The organism is Mesorhizobium sp. M1342 (assembly GCF_040317955.1).
Classification (GTDB): Bacteria; Pseudomonadota; Alphaproteobacteria; order Rhizobiales; family Rhizobiaceae; genus Mesorhizobium.
Window position 1 is genome coordinate 56,837 of record NZ_JAMYLI010000004.1, and the last position, 22,446, is coordinate 79,282.

Consider the following 22,446-nt stretch of genomic DNA (forward strand, 5'->3'; position numbering starts at 1 on the left):
GAAAGAAAATGAATACAATCGCCACAATCCGTCATTCGAGCACCGAGTTATCGGGCCAAGCGACACGTCCATCGGACCGGAGCGGCTTTGTCAGCCGTCTGGTGCGTCTGGTCAGATCGCTGGCGAGATGGATCGACAGCCTGCTGGATCGCCGCCGCAGCCGGCTGGCGCTGCTGGAAATGACCGATGATCAGCTCAAGGATATCGGCGTCTCGCGCTGCGATGCCCACCGTGAGGGCATCAGGCCGTTCTGGGACTGAAAGCTAGCGGAGTTTTGATGCCCTGATGCGTGCAATGCCATGGTCCGCAAGGACGGCGACCACGCACAGCACGAGAAAAAGTCCGGTGATGGCCAGCGCCGAGATGGCAACGCTGGGAGCACCGTTCTTGGCGACGTCAAGGAAGGGATAGGGCACCTCGCCGGCAAGCGGTGCCCGTACCAGCGCATAGATCAGATAGGCGACGGGATAGAGCATCCACCAGGAAATGTCGCTCCAGCGCGTCCTGCCGTCAGCGCCCGATATCAACCACCACAGCACGAAGAGCACCGGCGTCACATAATGCAGCAGGACGTCGCAGAGCAGGAACAGCCCCTGCGGCTGCCAGAGTTGTGCCAGGACCGTTGCGTAGATGATGAAGACCAGCGCGATCGAAACCGCAACGCCGGTGCGCATCCGCGCGCCTGCAAAGGCCGGCAGCCAGGCATAGAAGGTGGGTGACAGCAGCGACGTGTACACCAGCACCGCGCCGATGTTGGTCAGGATGGTGAAGAAGCTGAAGACGAAAATGATTGAGCCAAGCAGGCTGCGGCCGGCTTCCATCGATGCCGGAATGCTGATGCAGAACTGCAGGATGAGCCCGGCCAGACCGATGACCAGACCCGCGATCTGCAGGAACCGGCCCACGGGCTAGGCCGTCGCGGCGCAGGCCGGATTGCCGGCCTGCCAACGGGCGATGTCCGAGCCGATGCGGGCGCCGAGCGGATCGTTCATCAGCGGTCCGAAGAAGTCGACGCGGCTAGAATTGCCTTGCGCTTGCACGACGAGCAAAGGTTTGCCGCCATAGTGCTTGGCCGGCACCAGCAGGAAACGCGGCGTGCCGCTGAACGAATTCAGCTCATTGGCCATCTGGTACGGTTTGAAGGCTGGGTCCTTGCTGGCGATCCAGCATTTGTGGGCAGCGATCGCCACTTGTTCCATGGCCAGCAGCGCAGCACTTTTGCCTGAGGGAACAGGCGTGCTCTTTGGCGTCGACTGGCAAGATGCCAGCACAAAGCCCGCCGCGGCGACCAGCGCGATCGTCTTCGACTTAATCAAGCGGCACCCATCTCAAGCTCGGACAGAAAAATCTTCAAACCATCGGTCATCTCGCCCAACACCCTCGACAATGCCGGGTGTTGCGAGGCGATCTGCTGGTAGGCGTCGAATTTGGGATAGGCATCGAGCAGGTCGTGGCGTCCCGTCATGGCCCGGAAATTGTTGAAGATGAACCGCGTCGGCGTCAGCCAGGCATCGGCGAAACTAATGTCGTCGCCGAGTGCGAAGGGCCCTTGCGCCATGCGGGCCTCGATCGCTGCCAGTCCATGATGTAGGCGGGCGAACTGGGCGTCGATCTCGGCATTGTTTCGCTTCGGCACGGAATGAAGCTCGAAAAGCTTCATCATCGGTGTCAGCACATCGAGATCGGTGATGCGGGCGAACATACGCACCAGCGCGCGGTCCTTGGAGTCGGGCGGCAGCAGCGCCGGCTCCGGAAACCGTTCCTCGAGATATTCGGCGATGACCACCGATTCGACGATCGTCTCGCCCGAGCCGGTGATCAGCACCGGAATCCGGTTCATCGGTGAGATGGCGCGAAACTCTTCCGGGATGGGGAAACCGGGCGGCGGCGCGATGATCTTGAGTGGTACGTCCTTGATGTAGGCCAGTGCCCGCACAATCGACGAGTAGGGCGACAACGGCCGCGAATAGAGTTTCATGACCGTCTCTCTCCCCAATGAACCAGACTTGCTCCAAAGAAACAGGAATGTCCGGCTGTTTTCAAGCTGTTCGCTTCGATATCGTCAGGCGGCGATGCCGAGAGCGCTCTCGAACAGTCCGCGGCCGTCGGTGCCGCCATGGGCTGCTTCGATCAGGTTTTCCGGGTGCGGCATCAGCCCGAGCACATTGCCTTGGCTGTTGACGATGCCGGCAATGTCGTTGATCGAGCCATTGGGGTTGGTGCCCTCGGCATAGCGGAACACCACTTGGCCTTCGCCTTCGAGGCGGGCAAGCGTGTCGGCGTCGGCGAAATAATTGCCGTCATGATGCGCGACCGGCGAGCGGATGATCTGGCCCGGCTGATAGCGGCGGGTGAACATGGTGTTGGCATTGGTGATCTCGAGCTTCACCTGCCGGCAGACGAATTTCAGCGAGGTGTTGCGCATCAAGGCGCCCGGCAACAGGCCGGCCTCGACCAGGATCTGGAAACCGTTGCAGACGCCGATGACCGTAACGCCGGCGGCCGCTTTTTCGGCCACAGCCCGCATGACCGGCATGCGCGCCGCGATCGCGCCGCAGCGCAGATAGTCGCCGAAGGAAAAGCCGCCTGGAATGGCGATCAGGTCGACATCGGGGATTTCGGTGTCGGTCTGCCAGACGGTGATTGGCGGTGTTCCCGAAATCTTGGTCAACGCTGCGATCATGTCGCGGTCGCGATTGAGGCCGGGCAGGAGGACGACGGCTGATTTCAATTTAGGCGATCTCCACCGCGTAATTCTCAATCACCGTATTCGCCAGCAGCTTGTCGCACATGGCTTTGAGGTCGGCCTCGGCCTTGGCCTTGTCGCTTTCCGCCAGTTGGACGTCGAACACCTTGCCCTGCCGGACAAGGCCCACGCCATCGAACCCCAGGCCGGACAGCGCGTGTTCGATCGCCTTGCCTTGCGGGTCGAGCACGCCGTTCTTGAGGGTGACGGTAATGCGGGCCTTGATCACGCTGGACATGCTCCTGTTCGGACTATCAGTTCGCAAGCCGCGATCAGTGCGGCTTGCCTTTGAGGCCGTCGGTCGAGGCGACAAGCACCGGGCCGGTCGGGCGCGGCGGCTCGTTCTCGTTCATGATGCCGAGGCGGCGTGCGACTTCCTGGTAGGCTTCGACGAGGCCGCCCATGTCGCGGCGGAAACGGTCCTTGTCGAGCTTGTCCTGTGTCGCCACGTCCCACAGGCGGCAGGAATCCGGCGAGATCTCGTCGGCGACGACAATGCGCATCATGTCGCCCTCGAACAGCCGGCCGCATTCGATCTTGAAGTCGACAAGCTGGATGCCGACGCCCATGAACAGGCCGGAGAGGAAGTCGTTGACGCGGATGGCCAGCGCCATGACGTCGTCGATTTCCTGCGGGCTCGCCCAGCCGAACGCGGTGATGTGCTCTTCCGACACCATCGGATCGTCGAGTGCGTCGGCCTTGTAATAGAACTCGATGATCGAGCGCGGCAGAACGGTGCCTTCCTCGATGCCGAGCCGCTTGGACAACGAGCCGGCGGCGACATTGCGCACCACCACTTCGAGCGGAATGATCTCGACTTCCTTGATCAGCTGCTCGCGCATGTTCAGCCGGCGGATGAAATGGGTCGGAATGCCCATGCGGTTCAAATGGTTGAAGATGTACTCGGAAATGCGGTTGTTGAGGACGCCCTTGCCGTCGATGACTTCATGCTTCTTCTTGTTGAACGCGGTGGCGTCATCCTTGAAGAACTGGATAAGCGTGCCCGGTTCGGGTCCCTCATAGAGTATCTTGGCCTTGCCTTCATAAATGCGGCGGCGATTTTTCATCTGGATTTTTCTCTGGGGTTCCGGACAGGGCGGTATCAGACCATTTCCTGTCCGTCTGCCTGAAATAGTGCGGCTACGGTAGGGTTCAATGCCGGGTCTATCCCAATCACATCGTTTGCTCAATCGGCAAATCCTTCCAATCAACCGCTTTCGGGACTGAAATGCCGCAGCGCAGCATGCGATGAAGCGTATTGACCGGCCCGCGACCTTTTGGTTTGTGCTTTGGCAACGCACATATTCACCGCCAACGAATCGAATTTGACCGGAGGGACGCCATGAGCAGCATGAAAGACCGCGAAGAGGGCTTTGAGCGTAAATTCGCATTCGACGAGGAGCTTCGGTTCAAGGCCTCGGCACGCCGCAACAAGGCGCTCGGCCTGTGGGCCGCCGAAAAGCTCGGAAAGTCCGGCGCTGATGCCGACGCCTATGCCCAGGAAGTGGTTATCTCCGACATCGAGGAAGCCGGCGACCACGACGTGTTCCGCAAAATCCGCGGGGATTTCGACGCGGCCGGCGTCGAGCAGTCGGACCACCAGATCCGCCGCACCATGGACGAACTGATGGCGCAGGCGATCGAGCAGATCAAGAACACCTGATCCCGGCCATGCGCTGATCCCGCGGCCATACGCTGGACCAATCGACCGCCCGGCCTATCCGGGCGGTTTTTCTTTGCCTTTGTCACGATTTCCGGCTGAAACTGCCGGAGTTAACAAGGAAAGTACCCATGTCCCTGAAGTCCCGCCTCGCGGCCGATGAAACGTTGTTCACCGCATGGTCCGGCGTGCCGGATGCCTTGACCGTCGAGATCGTCGCCAAGCAGGGCTTTGATGCCGTCACGCTCGACATGCAGCATGGCGGCCATCACGAAGACAGCGTGCTGCGTGGCCTGGTGCCGGTGCTCGCCGCCGGCAAGCCGGCGCTGGTGCGCATTCCCGTTGGCCGTTTCGACATGGCAAGCCGCGCGCTCGATTTCGGCGCCGAGGCGGTCATCGCGCCGATGGTGAATTCGGTTGCCGATGCAAAATTGTTCGCCGCCGCCATGAAATACCCGCCACTCGGCGAGCGCTCCTGGGGTCCGACCTACGCTTTTCCACGCCACGGCAAGGGCGACCAGGCCGAGTGGCTGCGCGACACCAACCAACGCACCATGGCCTTCGCCATGGTCGAGACGCGTCCGGCCCTCGATGCGCTCGACGGCATCCTCGACACGCCCGGCATCGACGGCATCTTCCTCGGCCCATCGGATTTCTCGATCGCCTGGAGCAATGGTGCGACCGTCAATTCGACGCTGGAAAGCATGATGGAGACGGTGGCATCGGTGGCCGAGCGCACCCGCAAGGCCGGCAAACATGCGGCGATCTACGTTGTCGAGCCGGCAATTGCCGGCCGGGTTGTGTCGATGGGCTATCGCCTGCTGGCCATGGGCTCCGAGCATTCGCTGATCGGGCTTGGCGCAAAAACGCTGATCAAGAGCGTCCGCGATTCGATTGGGTCCTGAAGAAACTCAGGGTTTCAAATCCGTCAGGAATTTGGCGAAGGTCATTGAACCTTCGGGCCACGGCCCGAAGCCTGAATCCGCGTTCAGATGACCGGTCTCGCCGGCATCGATGAATAGTGAGCCCCATGCACCGGCAATGTCTTCGGCGACATCGAAGGCGCAGAACGGATCGTTGCGGCTGGCGATCACGATCGAGGGAAAGGGCAGCGGCTCACGCGGGTAGGGACCGAAGGTCATCAGGTGCCTGGGCCTGATCTCGGGATTGGCGACGTCGGGAGGTGCCACGAAGAAGGCCCCGGCGATCGGCTTGCGGAATTGCGGAATGGCTTGCACCGCAGTGGTGACGCCGAGCGAATGCGCGACCAGGACGACCGGCCGCTCGGCCTCGTTGACCGCCTTGGCGACGCTCGCCGTCCAGTCCTCGCGAACCGGCTTCGACCACTCGGCCTGTTCGACGCGGCGCGCCGTCGACAGTTTCGACTGCCAGCGGCTCTGCCAATGGTCGGGGCCGGAATTGGTGTAGCCCGGCACGATGAGGATATCTGCTTCCTTGACCTTCATGGCGCTGAGATAGCGAGCGGCATCGCTTCGTGCAACCGGCAGGAACGCCGCTATTGATCACAATAGTGAACACCATGTTCGCTTCTTCGCGTCTTGTGTGAACGATGCGGATGGACGATCTGTGGTCAGGAAAAGAAACAGCCGTACGCGGGAACCCTGACTTTGGAACTGACACGACGTACAATGATCGGCGGAGTGGGGCTTCTCGCTTTGGGAGCTTCATCGCAGGCCGGTCGAACGGAGCATTTGATGAGCGAGTTGCCTTTTGCCGCCACCACCCCAGTCAGCGTTGCCCGCGTCGGGCTGAAGGCGCGCGACGCGGAAAGCCTTGCCGCATATTACCGCGAAATTGTCGGTCTGCAGGAGTTGAGCCGTGCCGATGGTTCGATCACGCTGGGCGCCGCCAACCGTCCCTTGTTGGTGCTTGAGCAGGACGCTTCAGCTAAGCCGGATGATCCGCGCAGCGCCGGGCTGTTCCACACCGCCTTCCTGCTGCCCAGCCGCGCCGATCTCGGCCGCTGGATCAACCACGCTATATCGAACAAGATCGCGATCGAGGGCGCTTCCGACCATCTGGTCAGCGAAGCTCTGTACCTGACCGATCCCGAAGGCAATGGCATCGAGATCTATGCCGACCGCCGCCCGCAGGACTGGAAGTGGAATGGCGACAAGATTGCCATGGCAACGGAGCGGCTGAACATTCCGTCCGTCGTTGCCGAAGTGCCTGCGGGTGACGCCGGCTGGCAGGGCGCGCCGGAAAACAGCATCGTCGGCCATGTCCACCTGCGTGTCGGCAGGCCGGAAGACGCCGAAGCCTGGTGGAACCAGGAATTCGGCTTCGACACGGTGGCGAAATATGGCGGCCAGGCGGTGTTCCTGTCGTCGGGCGGCTATCACCACCACATCGGCGCCAACGCCTGGCAGAGTTCAGGCGCAGGCCGCCGCGATCCCTCCCGGTCAGGTCTGGCCTGGGTCGAGATGCGTTCGGACAAGGCATCCACCGAAACCACGCGGGAAGACCCGTGGGGCACGGTGATCCGCACCGTGCCTGGCGCTGCCGGCTAAGCGCCCGCTGCGCTCTTAAACAGAACTGGCGGCGTAACCGGTCAGCAATCCGTGTGCCCAACTGTCGAAGCCGGCCGCCGTCGCGCGGCTGGATGCTTCGGCCCAGTCATAACTGACCGCGTGATGGCTGAACGACCATTCTCCGCGCTTGTGCGTGGCGAGGGCGTAGCGGGCATGCGGGCTGCCGGTCACGGTAAGGCCGGGAAACGCCTGAACACCGACGCTGCCGGGATTTAGGATCGTCTGGCGGTCGGAAAGCCGCACGACGCGCGGCGTATGGGTGTGGCCGCACAAGGTCAGCCCGGCATCGATGCTGCCGAGCTTGTGTCTGATTTCTTTTTGATTGGATGGATAGAAGTGATTGCCGCCGTCTTCCTCGAGCAGGAACGTCTCGTCGTCGCTGGGGCTGCCGTGGCAGAGCAGAATTTCAGGGGCGAGCGTCAGGGCAATCGGCAATGCCAAAAGCCAAGCCAATGACGTCTGGGAGAGGCAATGGTGGGTAAAGGCATCGACGTCTTCCAGCCCGGAAGCCGGCGGCTCGATCAGCACACGGTCGTGATTGCCGCGCACGGTCGGCCAGTTCTGTGCAATCAAATATTGCGCGGTTTCTTCGGCATAGCGGCCCGGAGAGACAATCACCCAGATTGACGATGATGTCGGGAGAATTGTCCTTGATCCGCGCATGAACCGCTTCAAGCGCGCGCAGATTCCCGTGAATGTCGGAAAGGACAGCCAGTCGCATGGAAATCCTATCCGAACACCCGCTTGAAGATCGTGTCGACATGCTTGGTGTGATAGCCTAGGTCGAATTTCTCGCGGATCTCGGCTTCCGGCAGCGCTGCGGTCACTTCCTTGTCGGACAGTAATTCCTCAAGAAAATCAGCGCCTTGCTCCCACACTCTCATGGCGTTGCGCTGCACCAGCCGGTAGGAGTCTTCGCGCGACAGGCCCGCCTGCGTCAGCGCCAGCATGACGCGCTGCGAATGCACGAGGCCGCGGAACTTGTTCATGTTCTTCAGCATGTTGTCGGGATAGACGAGCAGCTTGTCGATGACGCCGGTCAGCCGTGACAGCGCGAAATCGAGCGTCACGGTGGCGTCCGGGCCGATCATGCGCTCGACCGAGGAGTGCGAGATGTCGCGCTCGTGCCAGAGCGCCACATTCTCCATCGCCGGCAGCGCCATCGAACGCACCATGCGGGCAAGGCCGGTGAGGTTCTCGGTCAGCACCGGGTTGCGCTTGTGCGGCATGGCCGACGAGCCTTTCTGGCCCGGCGAAAAATACTCTTCCGCCTCCAGCACCTCGGTGCGCTGCAGATGCCGGATCTCGATCGACAGCCGCTCGACCGAGGAGGCGATGACGCCGAGCGTGGCAAAGAACATGGCATGGCGGTCGCGCGGGATCACTTGCGTCGACACCGGCTCGGGCTTCAGGCCGAGCTTCGCCGCGACATGCTCCTCGACATAGGGATCGATGTTGGCGAAGGTGCCGACTGCGCCCGAAACGGCGCAGGTGGCGATGTCTTCGCGCGCGTGCACCAGCCGCTCGCGGCAGCGCGAGAACTCGGCATAGGCCTGCGCCAGCTTGACGCCGAAGGTGGTCGGCTCGGCATGGATGCCATGGCTGCGGCCGATGGTGACCGTGTCCTTGTGCTCGAAGGCGCGGCGCTTGAGCGCTGCAAGCAGACCATCGATGTCGGCGAGCAGGATGTCGCTGGCGCGGGTAAGCTGCACCGCAAAGCAGGTGTCGAGAACGTCGGACGAGGTCATGCCCTGATGGATGAAGCGGGCGTCCGGCCCGACGAATTCGGCAAGATGGGTGAGGAAGGCGATCACGTCATGCTTGGTAACGCGCTCGATCTCGTCGATCGCCTCGACATCGAATTTTGCCGCCCCGCCCTTTTCCCAGATGGTTTTTGCCGCTTCCCTGGGGATGACGCCGAGTTCGGCCAGCGCGTCGCATGCATAGGCTTCGATCTCGAACCAGATGCGGAACCGGGTTTCTGGCGACCAGATGGCGACCATTTCCGGCCGGGAATAGCGAGGGATCATCGGTCAGTCCTGACATATCGAGAAGTTTGCCCGCGTCCTAACAGAGGCGAGCAAAATGCTCAACGCCGCTGGCGCGCAAACCAGACGCCCGCGGCAAACAGAGCGATGAAACCAACTGGAAAATAGAGCCGGATGCCCAGCACCACGAACTGATAAAGCGCAATCAACGTCGTGAAGACGAACTGGAGGACCCAGGTGCGGGTGAAAGCAGGCGCATGCCACTCGGCATAGTAGGAGCGGTACTGCAGGGCAAACAGCCCGGCGGTCAGGCCGATCGTCGCCGCGGCTAGGCACACGAAGGCCGCGGCAAAGGCGACTTCCCAGCGTCTTCCCTGCGAAACCAGCCGCGCCGCGAACAGGCCGATAGGAAAGGCCAGCGCAGCTCCCACCGCGAACAGTACGGTGACAATGCGGATTTTCGCCGGCGTCTCCCAGTCGTCCAACAACAGGGTGACGAGCGCACTGGCGCCCATCGTCGTGGCCCATAGCAAGGCGCCATAAAACGCAGTGCGCGGCGTCGGTATAGCGCGGCGAAGGCGGTTCAGCGAACGATCGCGCGGGGCGGGTGGGACAAGCGGTGTCACAGGCGGCCGGTCACCGCGATCCAGCGAAAGTCCGGGCCTTCAAAGCCGTACTGGCGCACCGCGATCAGCACGGCATAGGCGCTGAGACTGTCCATCGAAAAGGTCTGCACGGCGCCGATGCGGTAGCCGTTCGGGCAACCCCGGCTTTTCGGTATCGCCTTATCCTCGTGCAGCAGCTTGGTGGTGCCACCATCCTGCGCCTCGATGCGCAGCAGCCGGAAGCCGTTGATCTCGCCCTGGCTCTCGCAGCCCTTGGTGTTGTTCATGCCGATCTCGTCGAGCCGGAACTCGAGCGGTGGGTCGACCGGCGAAAAGATCGGGCGCGGATTGACCGCCATCCGGTGCGGATCCGCCGAAAGCTCGGTCACCGGGTTGAAACCCGCGGTGATGCCGCGATTGGCGCTCAGCTCGGCCTGACTGACAATGGCTTCGCCTTTTTGCCGGGCCTGAAGGCGCGCCGCATCCAGTTTGGCATTCTCGTCCTCAAGCCGGACCCGGATCGGCGTGCCCTTGAGAAAGCTGTCGGTGCTGGTGTCGATGTAGTAGCGGTTGGCATAGGGAAAACCCGATCCATCCTGCACGCCATATTCCTCGAAAGCAAAGACGCTGCCGTCCTTGGTGAAGCCGAGGATTTCAAGTTCGGCGACATCGCCGGCATGAGCCGCGATCGAGGTGGCAAACTGTGCAAGCAGGCCAACGGCAAACAGAAAGAGCATTCGCATCGGTCTTCACCCCCGTGATCGTCTCAATCCCCTAGCACGACAAAATCAAAACGTCGTGCGGTGCGAAAGCCGATGCATCCAATCGGCCCGTCATTTGTTATGGTCGGCAGTCCCAATGGAGAACCACCATGACCGACACCAGCAAAATTCGCGAGCATATGGAAGTTGTCGGCGCCGACGGCGTGCATGTCGGCACTGTCGACAAGGTCGATGGCCAGCGCATCAAGCTGACCAAGGCCGATAGCGGCGAGGGCGCTCACAAGGGCCATCACCACTACATTCCCCTGAGCCTGATTGCCGAGGTCGATGGCAAGAAGGTCTGGCTGTCGGCGAATTCCGACGTCGCGGTGATGTTCGAGGAAGAAAAGTCCGACCCGGTCTGATCAACCTTCGCTTCACCCCAGGCGTGACGACCAGACCGGAAACAGATCGTTTTCGGCGGGCGTCGCGGCAAACACGCCGCGACTGATGGCGCGCGCCATCGTGGCGCCGGCTGTGGCGTGGAGGTCGATTGCGGCATCGGCAGAGAGTTCGATGCCGCTCGTGCCGGTCGCCAGCGCGAACACAAGGTCGCCATCGGCCGGTGTGTGCGTCGGCCATATCGCGCGCACGAACCCGTCATGCGCCGATATCGCCAGGCGCTTGGCGGCAGCCTTTGTGAGCACCGCATCGGTGGCAATGACGGCGATGGTGGTGTTGCCGCCGGTCTCCGTCTGCTGGCCAAAATGTTTGTCGCGGTATTTCAAAAGAATCCGTTTCGCCTCGTCCGGCATCGGCGAGGGATAGCCAAGCCCACCGAATTCGTCGCCGATTTCGAACGGTGCCGCCCAGAAATGGCGGGTTCGGCCTGTGGTCACCGATCCGGCCGGGTTGACGGCGGCCAGTGCACCGATGGTGACGCCATTGTCGAGTAGCGTCGAGGCGGAGCCGAGGCCGCCTTTCAGCCCCGAGGTCAGCGCACCGGTGCCGGCACCGATCGTGCCGAGTTGGAAATCGGCGGTGGCGGTTTGCGCCGCCTCATAGCCAAGCTCGCGATAGGGCGGATAACGGCCCCAATCCTTGTCGCCGCCATTGCGCAGGTCGAACAGGATCGCCGATGGCACGATCGGCACGCGAAAGCCACCGACTTCAAGGCCGATACCGCGTTCGCGCAATGCCGCCTGCACGCCGGACGCCGCGTCGAGGCCGAAAGCCGAACCGCCTGAAAGCACCATGGCGTGCACCACATCGACCGAATTGTGCGGTTCGAGCAGGTCGGTCTCGCGCGTGCCCGGCGCGCCGCCCAGGATCTGAACGCCAGCCACTGTCGGCGTGTCGCAAAGCACGGTCGTCACCCCGGACTTCAGGCTGGCGTCGGACGCATTGCCGACGCGCAGGCCGGCAACGTCGGTGATCAGGTTGCGTGGGCCGGTGCGAAACATCAGTTGCTTTCCAAGGGCGCAAAGCGCGTGCCGTCGAAACGGAAGACGCGGTAGGGGCTCTGGCTGAGGTCGCCTTTTGCATCAAACCGGATCGGCCCGATCGCCGTGGTGAAATCCTGTCCGGTCAGGGCCTCGGCCAGCGGCTTGCCCGAGGCCTCGGACAAGCCTGACGCTGCCTTGGCGATTTCGACCGCCGCGTAGGCGGGAAGCGTATAACCGTCAGGCACGATCTTCCGCGCGGCAAACGCCGCCAACACTTTGGGGTCGGCGACATCGGCCCATTCCGGCGGTGCGATCATCAGCGTGCCCACGGCATAGGGCACGTCGCCCGGCGGCGTGCGGAGATTTTCGCCGCCGGCAAAGACGATGCCCGCCTGAAGCTGTGCGGCATCGCGGCCCATGATGGCGATGTCGTCGCCGTCGCCACCGGCAAAGACATGCGTCGCGCCGGCCTTCTTCAGCCGACCGATCATGCCGATCTGGTTGTCGAGCTGTGGCCGGAACGTGTCTGTGAATACCGGCTTCAGCGCCGCCTGCTCGGCCGCTGCCCGCAACGTCTCGGCGATCTCACGGCCGTAGATGGTGCCGTCGTCGATAATGGCGAACAGCTCGTTCTGCCATAAACGGGTGAGGGTGGAGGCGATGGCGTTGCGCTCATCGTCGCCGCGCGGCCCGAGACGATAGACAGGCCAGCCGGTCTTGGCGCGGCGGTCGGTCAGGCTTTCGGTCCGCACGCCAACGGTGATGACCGGAATGCCGGCATCCTTCAGGATCGGCATCGCCGCCTCGATGGCCTCGGTGCAGAGAAAGCCGACCACGATATTGACCTTGGCGGCCGCAAACTTCCTGGCCGCGGCAGCGCCGCCATCGGCGGTGCAGGAATCATCCACCGTCTTCAGTTCGATGCCGTTCGCTTCGGCCGCCAGGCCGGTCCCGGCCTCGATCTGCTTGCCGAGAATGGCAGATGGTCCCGATAGCGGTGCCGCGACGCCGACGAGCAGCGTCTGGGCATCCGCGGCACTGGCCAGAAACAGCCAGAACAGCGCCGCTATTGTTCTTGTCCTGGGTCGCATTCGAGCGATGGGTCCCTCCGTGCCGGCTCTATGCTCCCGGCACTATTGCCGCCAAGACCTAAAGGCTGCCCGGCCTTGGTGCAACACGCGAATTTCGGGATATGGCTCAGGCACTTCGCTTGTGGCGGGCTATGTCTGGCCATATATGTCGGTAGGATCCTGACCATGGAAAAATTCCGGTGCTGAAGAAGAACGACATTGGGCCGCAGGCCTATCGCGACGCGATGAGCCACTTTGCCGGCCACGTCCATGTGGTCACCACCGACGGGCCGGCCGGCAAGCGCGGCACGACGGTGATCGCCGCCTGTTCGGTGTCGGACACGCCGCCCACCATCCTGGTCTGTCTCAACCGCGAAAATGCCAAGAATGAGCTGTTCGTGAAAAACGGCAGGTTTGCCCTGAACACGCTGGCCTCGCACCAGGAGCCGCTGTCGGTCGGCTTTTCCGGCATCACCGGCCTGCCGGTCGAGGAACGTTTCGCGCTTGGCGAATGGGATGTGATCTCTACCGGCGCACCGACGCTGAAAGGCGCGCTCGCCGTGTTCGACTGCGAATTGATCGACACCAAGGATCTGGCCACCCATCGTGTGCTTTTTGGCAAGGTGACAGGTCTGCGTATGGGCGATAATTTGCGGCCGCTGATCTATCACGCCCGCGGCTACCACGTACTGGAAAGCGGAGCGGCGGCGTTCACGGAGAAAGAATGACCGAGCTGAAACCGCGCGCCGCGCCACGGACGATCGACGAGACTCTCGATCTCCTGACCGGTGCGGACTATGTGGCGGACCGGTCGCTGGCGACCGTGCTGTTCCTGTCGTTGCGTATGAAGCGGCCGCTTTTCCTCGAGGGCGAGGCCGGCGTCGGCAAGACCGAGATCGCCAAGGTGTTGGCACAGGCGCTCGGCCGCCGGCTGATCCGCCTGCAGTGCTATGAAGGCCTCGACGTCTCGTCCGCCGTCTATGAGTGGAACTACGCCGCGCAGATGATCGAGATCCGCATGGAGGAGGCGGCCGGCGAGGTCGAGCGCTCCGCCATGGAGCGCAACGTCTTTTCCGAAAAATACCTGATCCGCCGCCCGGTGCTCGATGCGCTGACCGGAAAGACGGGCGCTGCCCCGGTTTTCCTGATCGATGAGCTCGACCGCACCGACGAGGCGTTCGAGGCCTTCCTGCTCGAAATCCTGTCCGATTTCCAGGTGACGGTGCCCGAACTCGGCACCATCAAGGCGGAAGAACCACCGATCGTCATCATCACCACCAATCGCACCCGCGAAATCCACGATGCGCTGAAGCGGCGCTGCCTTTATCACTGGGTCGACTATCCCAATGCCGAGCGCGAGCTGGAGATCGTGCGCCGCAAGGTGCCGCAGGCCAACCAGCGCCTTTCGGCCGAAGTGGTCTCCTTCATCCAGAAGCTGCGCCAGATCGAGCTGTTCAAGGTGCCGGGCGTCGCCGAAACCATCGACTGGGCCGGCGCGCTGACCGAGCTCGACAAGGTGGCGCTCGATCCTGAAACCGTCTCCGACACGATCGGCGTGCTGTTGAAATACCAGGACGACATTGCCCGCATCGAACAGGGCGAAGGCCGGCGCATCCTCAACGAGGTGAAGGCCGAGCTTTCGGCGGCGGAGTAGGCGATGCTGCGCCCCGAGCCAAAAGAGGCCATGCCGCACGGGCGAATCGCCGACAACATCGTCTATTTTGCCCGCACCTTGCGCAAGGCGGGCATGCGGGTCGGGCCGGCCTCGGTCAAGGACGCCATCGAGGCGGTGCTCGCCGCGGGCATTGGTTCGCGCGACGATTTCTACTGGACGCTGCACGCCGTGCTGGTGTCGCGGCATGAGGATCACGCCATTTTCGACGAAGCCTTCCGGCTGTTCTGGAAGTCGCGCGAACTGATCGAAAAGATGCTGGCTATGTTTTCGCCGGTGACACCCGACACCAGGGAAAAGCAGAAGCCACGCGCCGCTGAAAACCGGGTCAGCCAGGCGATGTTCGAGGGCCACCAGAAGAACCAGCCGCCACAGGAAATTCCCGAGATCGAGGTCGACGCCCGCTTCACCTTTTCCGGCAACGAGGTGCTGCGGGCCAAGGATTTTGCCCAGATGAACGCCGCCGAGATGGCCGACGCCAAGAAGGCGATCGCGCAGTTGCGGTTGCCTTTCGACATGGTGCGGACCCGGCGCTTCAAGGCCGATGCGCATGGCCGCCGCATCGATCCGCGCGCCATGATGCGTTCGGCTGCGCGCACCGGCGGCGAGCTGATTCTGCCGAAGTTCCGTTCGCCGCGCGAGGTTCACCCGCCGCTGGTGGTGCTGGCCGATATTTCCGGCTCGATGAGCCAGTACACGCGCATCTTCCTGCATTTCCTGCATGCGCTGACTGAAAAAAGGCGTCGCGTGCACACCTTCGTCTTCGGCACCCGGCTCACCAACCTGACCCGGCAGATGCGCCATCGCGACCCGGATGCAGCCCTTGCCGACTGTTCGGCGGCGGTCAGGGACTGGTCGGGCGGCACCCGCATCGGTGACACGCTGGCCGAGTTCAACCTGATATGGTCGCGGCGTGTGCTGGGGCAGGGCGCGGTCGTGCTTCTGATCACCGACGGGCTGGAGCGCGACGATGTCGCCGGCCTGTCAGAAGAAATGGAACGCCTGCACAAATCCTGCCGGCGTCTGATCTGGCTGAACCCGTTGCTGCGCTTCGACGGCTTCCAGGCGCGCGCCCGCGGCGTCAAGACGATGCTGCCGCATGTCGACGAGTTCCGCTCGGTGCACAATCTCGACGCGCTCGCCGATCTCTGCGCGTCGCTGGACAAGAAGTCGGCACAATCCGTCGATCCGCGCCGATGGCTGGAAGCTGGCGCGAGGCACGCCGCATAACCATATCTTTCCCATCCGGAAAACAGATCCCGAGAAAAACAGACTTCTGGAGAAACGGTCATGGAAAACAGCATTTATCTGGATGAGGCCCGCGACCCGCTGATCATTGCGGAGGGCTGGATGAAGGACGGCAAGGACGTGGCCATCGCGACTGTGGTCGAGACCTGGGGTTCGGCGCCCCGACCCATAGGCAGCCATCTGGTCATTGATGCCGACGGCAATTTCCACGGCTCCGTTTCCGGCGGCTGCGTCGAAGGCGCTGTGGTCAGCGAGGCCATCGACGTCATCGACAGCGGCAAGGCCAGGATGCTGGAGTTCGGTGTTGCCGATGAAACCGCATGGCAGGTCGGCTTGTCCTGTGGCGGTCGCATCAAGGTGTACGTGGAAAGACTGGGCTAGAGCATGATCCCAAAAAGTGGGACCCGGTTTTTGGACAAGATCATGTTCGGACAAGAGATTTCCTGATGGATCCCTACGCCTTAAAAACTTTGAACGCCGAACGACGCGCTCGCCGTGCGGCGATCCTTGTCACCGATCTCGGTGACGGCCGCGACCGGATCGTGCGCGAGGGCGATCAGGTCGCCGGCGATCTTGGCGCCGCGATCGCCAAGGCGTTTCGCACAGGCAACTCCGGTTCGGCCGAAGCCGAGGGGCGGACTTTCTTTCTCAACGCGCATCTGCCGCAACCGCGTCTGGTCGTGATTGGCGCTGTCCATATCAGCCAGGCGCTGGCGCCGATGGCCAGGATCGCCGGCTATCCCGTCGAGATCATCGACCCCCGCACTGCTTTCGCCACGCCGGACCGCTTTCCCGACGTGGCGCTTCATGCCGAATGGCCGGAGGATGTGCTGAAGCGCCAGCCGCTCGACAGCTACACCGCACTTGCCGCCGTCACCCATGACCCGAAGGTCGATGATTTCGCCCTGAAGGCCGCGCTCGACGCCAACTGTTTCTATGTCGGGGCGCTCGGTAGCAGGAAGACGCATGCCAAGCGGGTCGAACGCCTGCTGGCGCTGGGCGCGAGCGCCGATCAGATCGCCCGTATCCATGCGCCGATCGGGCTCGACATAGGTGCTGCCAGCCCGGGAGAGATCGCCGTTGCGGTGTTGGCCCAGGCGATCCACGCCTTCCGCTCGCGCGGTTTCGATGCCTCCGCATCGGCTCCGAAATCGAAATCGATTTTGGAAAAGCACGATGCGTAGATTCAAAGTAGTAGAGCGTCCTTTGCGCGTCCAAAAGGACGCGCAGCGCTCTACGGGCGCCGTCGCGTGAAATTCGGCCCGATCCCTATTGAGACGGCGGAAGGCGCGGTGCTGGCGCATTCCACCACCGCTGGTGAACGCCGCTTCCGCAAGGCGCACAGGCTGAGCGCCGAAGATGTGGCGCTGCTGCGGGCTGCCGGCATTTCCGAGGTCGTTGCAGCCGTGCTGGCCGCCGACGACCTCGGCGAGGATGCCGCCGCGCAGACGATCGCCGAGAGTATGGCCTTTCGCGGCATCGAGGCCAGGCCTGCCGCGACCGGGCGGGTCAACCTCCATGCCAAGGCGCCGGGCATCTTCACGGTCGATGCCGCTGCCATCGACGCCATCAATGCCATCGATCCCGCCATCACCATCGCCACGCTGGCGCAGCATGCGCCGGTCGAGAAAGGCCAGATGGTCGCGACGGTGAAGATCATTCCCTTCGCGGTCAGTTCAGCGCTGGTCGACGCCGCGACAAAAATTTGCGCCGGTGGTGAGATCTTTGCCGTCAACGCCTACCAGCCGGTGCGTGTCGGCGTCATCCAGACGGTTCTGCCGGGCATCAAGCCGAGTGTGCTGGACAAGACGTTGCGCGTCACCGAAGCGCGGCTGGCGCGCACCGGCGGCAGGCTGACGGCGGAGCGCCGCACGCCGCATGAGATCGCGTCGGTGGCGGAAGCCGCGGCCTCGCTGGCGCGCGACAACGACATGGTGGTGATCTTCGGCGCCTCGGCGATGAGCGATTTCGCCGATGTCGTTCCCGCCGCGATCGAGAAGGCGGGTGGTACTGTCATCCGCGCCGGCATGCCGGTCGATCCCGGCAATCTGCTGGTGTTGGGTATGCTCGACGGCAAGCGCGTCATCGGCGCTCCCGGCTGCGCCCGCAGCCCCAAGGAAAACGGCTTCGACTGGGTGCTCGACAGGCTGATCGCCGGTCTCGACGTGACCGCCAAGGATATTGCCGGCATGGGAGTAGGCGGGCTGCTAATGGAAATCCCGACGCGGCCGCAGCCGCGCGAACCGCTGCCGGCCATGAGCCAGCTCAAGGTCGGGATCGTGCTGCTGGCGGCGGGCCGGTCGAGCCGCATGGGTGGACCGAACAAGCTTTTGGCGCTGTTCGACGGCAAGCCGCTGGTGCGCCGCACCGCCGAGCGGGCGCTCGGCTCGAAGGCGTCTGGAACGATTGTCGTCACCGGCCATCAGCGCGAGCGGGTGCGCACGGCGCTGGCCGGCCTCGACGTGACCTTCGCCGACAATCCGGATTTTACCGAGGGCCTGTCCACCTCGCTGAAAGCCGGCATTGCCTATCTGCCGGGAGACGCCGCCGGTGTGATGATCGTTCTCGGCGACATGCCGGGTATCGCGTCCGACGACCTCGACAGGTTGATCGATACATTCCGCAAGGCCGGCGGCAATGCGGTGGTCCGTGCCTCGCATGACGGCAAGCGCGGCAACCCGGTGCTTTTGCCGCGCTCGCTGTTTCCGGCGATCGCCCATCTGGAAGGCGACACCGGTGCACGCCATCTGGTCGAGACCGAAGGGCTCGATGTCATCGATGTCGAGATCGGCGCGGCGGCGTCTGTCGATGTCGACACGCGCGAGGCGCTGGAAGGCGCTGGCGGCGTGCTGCAGGATTGACAAACCCAAGCCTAAAAACGCATGCCAGAGGGATGACTTCATCTTCCATGTTGGCGCTTTTACCCCCCTCTGGCCTGCCGGCCGTCTCCCCCTCAAGGGGGGAGATTGGCAGCTTTGACGGCAGCTCACGTCCCGAAACCTTGGAGATTGGCGAAAGCAGAAGGCGCATCCAATCTCCCCCCTTGAGGGGGAGATGGCCGGCAGGCCAGGGGGGGGCGTGCCGCGCTTTCCTCACGGCAATGCTTTTCTTGTTTTCTTCGGCCGCCAACGCCGACACGTTGTCCTTGAAACCCTTCAAGGACGATCTCTTCGCCTATCCGGCCACGCTGTCGTCCGACACCAACGGCGCCTACACCGTCATCGACTACCGCGAGATGCGCGATATCAACCAGCGTGACCAGGTGCCTGAGCGCCGGGTGAACGCCCAATACACCGACACCGGCGTCCGCAAGATGCAGCAGGATCTGTTGCTGAAAACCGATGCTGGCGATGTCAGGCATGTCGCCGTCGGAAGGACCGAGGGCGCCGGCATCATCGTGCTTTATCTGCACGGGCAGGGCGGCAGCCGCAAGCAAGGCGTCGACGACTTCACCTTCGGCGGCAATTTCAACCGGCTCAAGAACCTGATGGCCGGCAATGGCGGCCTCTACCTCAGCCCGGATTTTACCGATTTCGGCGACAAGGGAGCGACGCAGGTGACGGCGCTGATCGGTCATTATGCCGAACGGTCGCCAAGTGCGAAGATCTTCGTCGCCTGCGGCTCGATGGGCGGCGCGCTGTGCTGGAGGCTTGCCGCGCGCAAGGACATGGGCGGCCGCATCAGCGGCCTGCTGCTGCTCGGCTCGCTGTGGGATGAGAGCTTCTTCGCCAGCCCTGCTTTCAAGCGCCGTGTGCCGGTCTTTTTCGGCCAGGGCAGTCACGATGTGGTCTTCCCCGTGGCAAATCAGGAAGCATTCTTTCGCTCGATCCTGGCCAAATCGAAGACTTACCCGACCCATTTCGTTCGTTTCGAGACAGGCACCCATGGCACGCCGATCCGCATGACCGACTGGCGCGGCACGCTCAACTGGATGCTATCGAAGTCGCCCTGACAGGCGCTGCCTGCAAGCCCGTGTGACGCTCAAGGCGCGGTGTTGTAGTCGACGACAGTCTGCGGGTTTTGCTCGCCGTCATAGGACGCATCGACGTCGTACTGGACCAGCGAGAAATTGCCGTTGCGGAACAGATACGTCCCCGCGTCGGACGCGTCGCCGATGCCGCGCCACTTGTTGAACGTAGTGATCATCTGGGTGGCCTCGTCATAGTCGGAATTGACTGCCCAGCCCGACGTCTGGAAACCGACGATACTCATGCCCAGCAATTTGCCGTTGCTGTCATTGTTCTCGTAGCGGATGTCCATCTTGGGTTCGGCGAACTGCAATTGCTGCACGCCCGATACCTCGTCGGTCATGTAGTAGACCGAGCTTTCATTGTAGGCGGCGGCCGAGCAGGAAAAATGGAACAGTCGCGTCTCCTTGTCGGGATCGCCGGGCTGCGCATCCTTGTCCTTGTATTTGATCGAAAAAACGGTCGGCTCATTGGCGAGGAACTGCTTGTCGCACTGGTCGCCATAGGTTGCCAGAAAGGCCTTCTTGGCCTGTTCCAGTGCGGTGTCTTTCTTTGGCGGTGGCGGGCTATCGCCGCAGCTTGGCGGCAGCGCCTTCTCGAAATCGGCAGTGGAGGGCTTCAGTGCCCCTTTCTCGATGTGGATCGGATCGAAGGGTGGCTCCGCCTGGATCTGGGCATTCACCTGGCGCAGCGTATAGCACCCGGCAAAGACCTTTTCGCCGCCAGCCTTGTCCGTCGCGCGGATGGCGACGGGGACGTTGTAGAAAATGCTGCCAGCCGTGCCTTCGTCGGAAACCGTCCCGGTCTGGACTTCGACCTTGTCCGTCCCATCATAGCCCTTGACGAAACTATCGAAATCCTTTGCCGGCTTTGTATCGCCGAAATACCCCCATGCGCGGGCGAATTCGTGCCGGCTGATGGCGCTGTACAGCGAACGGACAACCGCATCGGCGCTCGACCGATCGTCGATATAGGGCGCTTCGGGGGCATCTTCGGCTGCCAATGTCGTTTGGCCGATCGGTGCAAGGGAGAGAAAGGCAGTCGCTGCGAAAAGGGCGCGTCTCATCGGGAACCTCCGCTCGATAAGAGGATTCTACGACGGCGATTGCGGCAACGTGGTGACGCAGCGTCGGCGGTCTTGAAAAATCCTGCGCGAAGGCGCTACGTGGCGTCCGCCGGCGTTCGGCCGGACAGGAGATTTGACGTGACGATATCGATGTATGAGGCATCCGTGCCGGTGTTTGCAGCCAGGCTGAAAGCGCTTTCCAATGTGCTGGCGACCGCCGAACAGAATGCGCTTGACCGCAAGATCGATCCGCAGGTGTTTTTGACCTCTCGGCTGGCGCCCGACATGTACGCTCTGACGCGGCAGGTGCAGATCGCCACCGATCACGCCAAGGGTGCGCCGTCCCGGCTCGCCGGGCGCGAAGTGCCGAGATACGAGGACAACGAGGCGAGTTTCGCCGATGTCCAGGCGCGCATCACGAAGACGCTGGACCTTCTGACGACCTTTTCGGCGGCAGAGTTCGATGGCTCCGACGACAAGATCATCGAGTTGAAACTTGGCGGACGCGAAAGCTCGATGCCCGGCCTGCAATATCTGTTGCATGTGGCCATGCCCAACTTCTATTTCCATCTTACCACGGCTTACGACATCCTTCGCCACAACGGCGTGCCGTTGGGCAAGGCGACGTTCCTGGGATCGCGCTAAGGAACTGAGTTTTTAGGTGTCCCGGACCGATCCGGGACATCCTGAACACCGCATGCAGCTAGCGAACGGACATTTCGCGGGCGATGCGGGGGAAGTCGGCCGGCTTGATCCCGATGTCGGCGCGGTCGGCATTGCTCATCGAATGAAGCAGCGCAAGCGCCGAGCGGTATCTCAGATGCTCCTGCGGCCGCGGCCGGGCGAACATTTCAGCGAAGAAACCCATGATTCAAGCCCCAAATTGGTCCTCCAGCGCTGCCAATATAGGTGAATCGTGACAATTGTGCAGTGCAGCATTCGCATACCTGCCATGTCTTGGCGATCTTTTCGCCATTTTCTGCAACCGGATGAAACTTTTGACTGATGCGCATCGTAGCCTCGAATGCTGGCTACATGGCCGGTTTTTCCTCGCCACTCCTGGCGAATTCCGGACTGCATGAAAATGCAGTCCGGCTTTTGTTTTTGGGATTGCGGTCAGTCAAGCGGTAGATGAGGCGACGGCTAAATTCGTTAAGATCGGTGCCATGCATTTTTAACGAGCCGGTTCTATGCTTCTATACCCGAATGGTCGGGCGAGGGGGAGGCTGACATCGCTACTGGCGCCAAGCGGGATTTCGCTTCGTTGCTCGACGACCTCTTCATCGCCCCCGACAAGAATGGCGAGGGCGAAGAGGCCGGCGCGCGTCCATCCATCCCGTTCGACTATCTTTCGGTGGCCGATGAACTCCATTCCGGCCGCATCAAGGTTTCCGCTGCCGAATATCGCGAGGCGGGCGCGGATCTGGCGACCGAATTCGCCGCCTTGCTCGATCATGCCAAGCTGGCTCTCGCCGGCGAAGAGCCAAAGCCCGAGGAGAAACTGCCGCCGATCGATCCCGAAGCCATCGCCGTGGAACTCGGCCTCAATCAGCCCAAGCAGGTCGCCGATTTCGGCCGCATGCGCCGCAGCTTTGCCTTTGCCAACCACCCCGACCGTGTCGCTCCGCATCTGCGCCAGCGCGCCATGATCCGCATGCAAGTGGCCAACATGCTGATCGACGAGGCCAAGCGCCGCGCGCTGGCCGGCGCTCGCCGCTAAACCTT

At 62.6% G+C, this 22,446-nt stretch carries 30 protein-coding genes; 14 read left to right on the plus strand and 16 right to left on the minus strand.

Annotated elements, in window-relative coordinates; genetic code table 11:
• The first annotated feature begins 8 nt into the window (after positions 1–8).
• On the plus strand, positions 9–260 hold the full coding sequence (locus NKH06_RS05110) for a DUF1127 domain-containing protein (protein WP_352892437.1): 252 nt from the start codon (positions 9–11) through the stop codon (positions 258–260).
• Between the two features lie 3 nt (positions 261–263).
• Here the strand turns inward: NKH06_RS05110 and NKH06_RS05115 are convergent, their stop codons facing one another.
• From NKH06_RS05115 to purC, 6 genes are all read right to left on the minus strand, one after another.
• A complete protein-coding gene (locus NKH06_RS05115) occupies positions 264–905 on the minus strand; it encodes a Pr6Pr family membrane protein (RefSeq protein ID WP_352773135.1) in 642 nt (213 codons plus the stop codon).
• Positions 906–908: 3 nt separating this feature from the next.
• Positions 909–1,316 (minus strand): hypothetical protein, encoded by a 408-nt coding sequence (locus tag NKH06_RS05120; RefSeq protein WP_352892439.1) that lies wholly within the window; start codon positions 1,314–1,316, stop codon positions 909–911.
• Entirely contained in the window at positions 1,313–1,978 is a 666-nt protein-coding gene (locus tag NKH06_RS05125) for a glutathione S-transferase family protein (protein WP_352892441.1), read from the minus strand. The genes NKH06_RS05120 and NKH06_RS05125 overlap by 4 nt, the downstream gene beginning before the upstream one ends.
• A gap of 84 nt (positions 1,979–2,062) precedes the next feature.
• Complete coding sequence (gene purQ, locus NKH06_RS05130; protein ID WP_128303282.1) at positions 2,063–2,731, minus strand: phosphoribosylformylglycinamidine synthase subunit PurQ; 669 nt, start codon at positions 2,729–2,731, stop codon at positions 2,063–2,065.
• A gap of 1 nt (position 2,732) precedes the next feature.
• Positions 2,733–2,975 (minus strand): phosphoribosylformylglycinamidine synthase subunit PurS, encoded by a 243-nt coding sequence (gene purS / locus NKH06_RS05135; protein WP_352630298.1) that lies wholly within the window; start codon positions 2,973–2,975, stop codon positions 2,733–2,735.
• A 43-nt stretch (positions 2,976–3,018) separates the two neighbouring features.
• Positions 3,019–3,813 (minus strand): phosphoribosylaminoimidazolesuccinocarboxamide synthase, encoded by a 795-nt coding sequence (gene purC / locus NKH06_RS05140; protein ID WP_013532127.1) that lies wholly within the window; start codon positions 3,811–3,813, stop codon positions 3,019–3,021.
• Positions 3,814–4,088: 275 nt separating this feature from the next.
• Here purC and NKH06_RS05145 point away from each other — a divergent pair, with 275 nt between their 5' ends.
• Together NKH06_RS05145 and NKH06_RS05150 are read left to right on the plus strand one after the other, a co-directional pair.
• Positions 4,089–4,409, plus strand: coding sequence for a DUF1476 domain-containing protein (locus tag NKH06_RS05145; RefSeq protein ID WP_352892445.1), 321 nt, complete (start codon positions 4,089–4,091; stop codon positions 4,407–4,409).
• 128 nt (positions 4,410–4,537) lie between these two features.
• The gene (locus tag NKH06_RS05150; RefSeq protein WP_023810343.1) at positions 4,538–5,311 is read left to right on the plus strand and encodes an HpcH/HpaI aldolase family protein; all 774 of its coding nucleotides are present in this window, start codon (positions 4,538–4,540) and stop codon (positions 5,309–5,311) included.
• Positions 5,312–5,317: 6 nt separating this feature from the next.
• Here NKH06_RS05150 and NKH06_RS05155 read toward each other — a convergent pair whose 3' ends face one another.
• Positions 5,318–5,872 (minus strand): RBBP9/YdeN family alpha/beta hydrolase, encoded by a 555-nt coding sequence (locus tag NKH06_RS05155; protein WP_023810344.1) that lies wholly within the window; start codon positions 5,870–5,872, stop codon positions 5,318–5,320.
• A gap of 249 nt (positions 5,873–6,121) precedes the next feature.
• Here NKH06_RS05155 and NKH06_RS05160 point away from each other — a divergent pair, with 249 nt between their 5' ends.
• Positions 6,122–6,937, plus strand: coding sequence for a VOC family protein (locus tag NKH06_RS05160; protein ID WP_023810345.1), 816 nt, complete (start codon positions 6,122–6,124; stop codon positions 6,935–6,937).
• A 15-nt stretch (positions 6,938–6,952) separates the two neighbouring features.
• Here NKH06_RS05160 and NKH06_RS05165 read toward each other — a convergent pair whose 3' ends face one another.
• From NKH06_RS05165 to NKH06_RS05185, 5 genes are all read right to left on the minus strand, one after another.
• Positions 6,953–7,483 carry a metallophosphoesterase family protein gene (locus NKH06_RS05165; RefSeq protein ID WP_502914415.1) on the minus strand — a complete coding sequence of 177 codons (531 nt, stop codon included), beginning with the start codon at positions 7,481–7,483 and terminating at the stop codon, positions 6,953–6,955.
• Positions 7,365–7,721, minus strand: a complete 357-nt coding sequence (locus NKH06_RS32005) for a metallophosphoesterase family protein (protein WP_502914407.1) — start codon at positions 7,719–7,721, stop codon at positions 7,365–7,367. The genes NKH06_RS05165 and NKH06_RS32005 overlap by 119 nt, the downstream gene beginning before the upstream one ends.
• Positions 7,687–8,988, minus strand: a complete 1,302-nt coding sequence (gene purB / locus NKH06_RS05175; protein ID WP_352552709.1) for an adenylosuccinate lyase — start codon at positions 8,986–8,988, stop codon at positions 7,687–7,689. The genes NKH06_RS32005 and purB overlap by 35 nt, the downstream gene beginning before the upstream one ends.
• A gap of 59 nt (positions 8,989–9,047) precedes the next feature.
• Positions 9,048–9,461, minus strand: a complete 414-nt coding sequence (locus NKH06_RS05180) for a hypothetical protein (RefSeq protein ID WP_128303287.1) — start codon at positions 9,459–9,461, stop codon at positions 9,048–9,050.
• 107 nt (positions 9,462–9,568) lie between these two features.
• Positions 9,569–10,294, minus strand: a complete 726-nt coding sequence (locus NKH06_RS05185; protein ID WP_128303288.1) for a DUF2259 domain-containing protein — start codon at positions 10,292–10,294, stop codon at positions 9,569–9,571.
• A 128-nt stretch (positions 10,295–10,422) separates the two neighbouring features.
• On the opposite strand from NKH06_RS05185, the gene NKH06_RS05190 reads away from it, so the two are divergent.
• A complete protein-coding gene (locus NKH06_RS05190; RefSeq protein WP_352892451.1) occupies positions 10,423–10,677 on the plus strand; it encodes a DUF2171 domain-containing protein in 255 nt (84 codons plus the stop codon).
• Between the two features lie 12 nt (positions 10,678–10,689).
• Here NKH06_RS05190 and NKH06_RS05195 read toward each other — a convergent pair whose 3' ends face one another.
• Both NKH06_RS05195 and NKH06_RS05200 read right to left on the minus strand, forming a co-directional pair.
• Positions 10,690–11,715, minus strand: a complete 1,026-nt coding sequence (locus NKH06_RS05195) for a P1 family peptidase (RefSeq protein ID WP_352892452.1) — start codon at positions 11,713–11,715, stop codon at positions 10,690–10,692.
• Positions 11,715–12,788, minus strand: coding sequence for a branched-chain amino acid ABC transporter substrate-binding protein (locus NKH06_RS05200; protein WP_352892454.1), 1,074 nt, complete (start codon positions 12,786–12,788; stop codon positions 11,715–11,717). Before NKH06_RS05200 ends, NKH06_RS05195 begins: the two co-directional genes overlap by 1 nt.
• Positions 12,789–12,967: 179 nt before the next feature.
• On the opposite strand from NKH06_RS05200, the gene NKH06_RS05205 reads away from it, so the two are divergent.
• The 7 genes from NKH06_RS05205 to NKH06_RS05235 all read left to right on the plus strand — a co-directional run bounded on the left by NKH06_RS05205 (position 12,968) and on the right by NKH06_RS05235 (position 19,639).
• Positions 12,968–13,495 (plus strand): flavin reductase, encoded by a 528-nt coding sequence (locus NKH06_RS05205; RefSeq protein WP_027036962.1) that lies wholly within the window; start codon positions 12,968–12,970, stop codon positions 13,493–13,495.
• On the plus strand, positions 13,492–14,421 hold the full coding sequence (locus NKH06_RS05210; RefSeq protein ID WP_352440161.1) for an AAA family ATPase: 930 nt from the start codon (positions 13,492–13,494) through the stop codon (positions 14,419–14,421). Before NKH06_RS05205 ends, NKH06_RS05210 begins: the two co-directional genes overlap by 4 nt.
• Before the next feature lie 3 nt (positions 14,422–14,424).
• Positions 14,425–15,669, plus strand: a complete 1,245-nt coding sequence (locus NKH06_RS05215) for a vWA domain-containing protein (protein WP_352773145.1) — start codon at positions 14,425–14,427, stop codon at positions 15,667–15,669.
• 60 nt (positions 15,670–15,729) lie between these two features.
• The gene (locus NKH06_RS05220; protein ID WP_128303293.1) at positions 15,730–16,068 is read left to right on the plus strand and encodes an XdhC family protein; all 339 of its coding nucleotides are present in this window, start codon (positions 15,730–15,732) and stop codon (positions 16,066–16,068) included.
• A 65-nt stretch (positions 16,069–16,133) separates the two neighbouring features.
• A complete protein-coding gene (locus tag NKH06_RS05225; protein WP_352773147.1) occupies positions 16,134–16,871 on the plus strand; it encodes an XdhC family protein in 738 nt (245 codons plus the stop codon).
• A 66-nt stretch (positions 16,872–16,937) separates the two neighbouring features.
• Positions 16,938–18,548: an NTP transferase domain-containing protein gene (locus NKH06_RS05230; RefSeq protein ID WP_352796634.1), complete on the plus strand. Its 1,611-nt coding sequence runs from the start codon at positions 16,938–16,940 to the stop codon at positions 18,546–18,548.
• Between the two features lie 239 nt (positions 18,549–18,787).
• The gene (locus NKH06_RS05235) at positions 18,788–19,639 is read left to right on the plus strand and encodes an alpha/beta hydrolase family protein (RefSeq protein ID WP_352796637.1); all 852 of its coding nucleotides are present in this window, start codon (positions 18,788–18,790) and stop codon (positions 19,637–19,639) included.
• A gap of 29 nt (positions 19,640–19,668) precedes the next feature.
• Here NKH06_RS05235 and NKH06_RS05240 read toward each other — a convergent pair whose 3' ends face one another.
• Entirely contained in the window at positions 19,669–20,721 is a 1,053-nt protein-coding gene (locus NKH06_RS05240) for a DUF1176 domain-containing protein (protein ID WP_352796640.1), read from the minus strand.
• Between the two features lie 138 nt (positions 20,722–20,859).
• Between NKH06_RS05240 and NKH06_RS05245 the strand changes: the two genes are divergently transcribed.
• Positions 20,860–21,366, plus strand: coding sequence for a DUF1993 domain-containing protein (locus NKH06_RS05245; protein WP_352796643.1), 507 nt, complete (start codon positions 20,860–20,862; stop codon positions 21,364–21,366).
• A 58-nt stretch (positions 21,367–21,424) separates the two neighbouring features.
• Here the strand turns inward: NKH06_RS05245 and NKH06_RS05250 are convergent, their stop codons facing one another.
• Positions 21,425–21,589: a hypothetical protein gene (locus NKH06_RS05250; RefSeq protein ID WP_224695736.1), complete on the minus strand. Its 165-nt coding sequence runs from the start codon at positions 21,587–21,589 to the stop codon at positions 21,425–21,427.
• Positions 21,590–21,985: 396 nt separating this feature from the next.
• Between NKH06_RS05250 and NKH06_RS05255 the strand changes: the two genes are divergently transcribed.
• Entirely contained in the window at positions 21,986–22,441 is a 456-nt protein-coding gene (locus tag NKH06_RS05255; RefSeq protein WP_127258340.1) for a hypothetical protein, read from the plus strand.
• Positions 22,442–22,446: the final 5 nt, after the last annotated feature.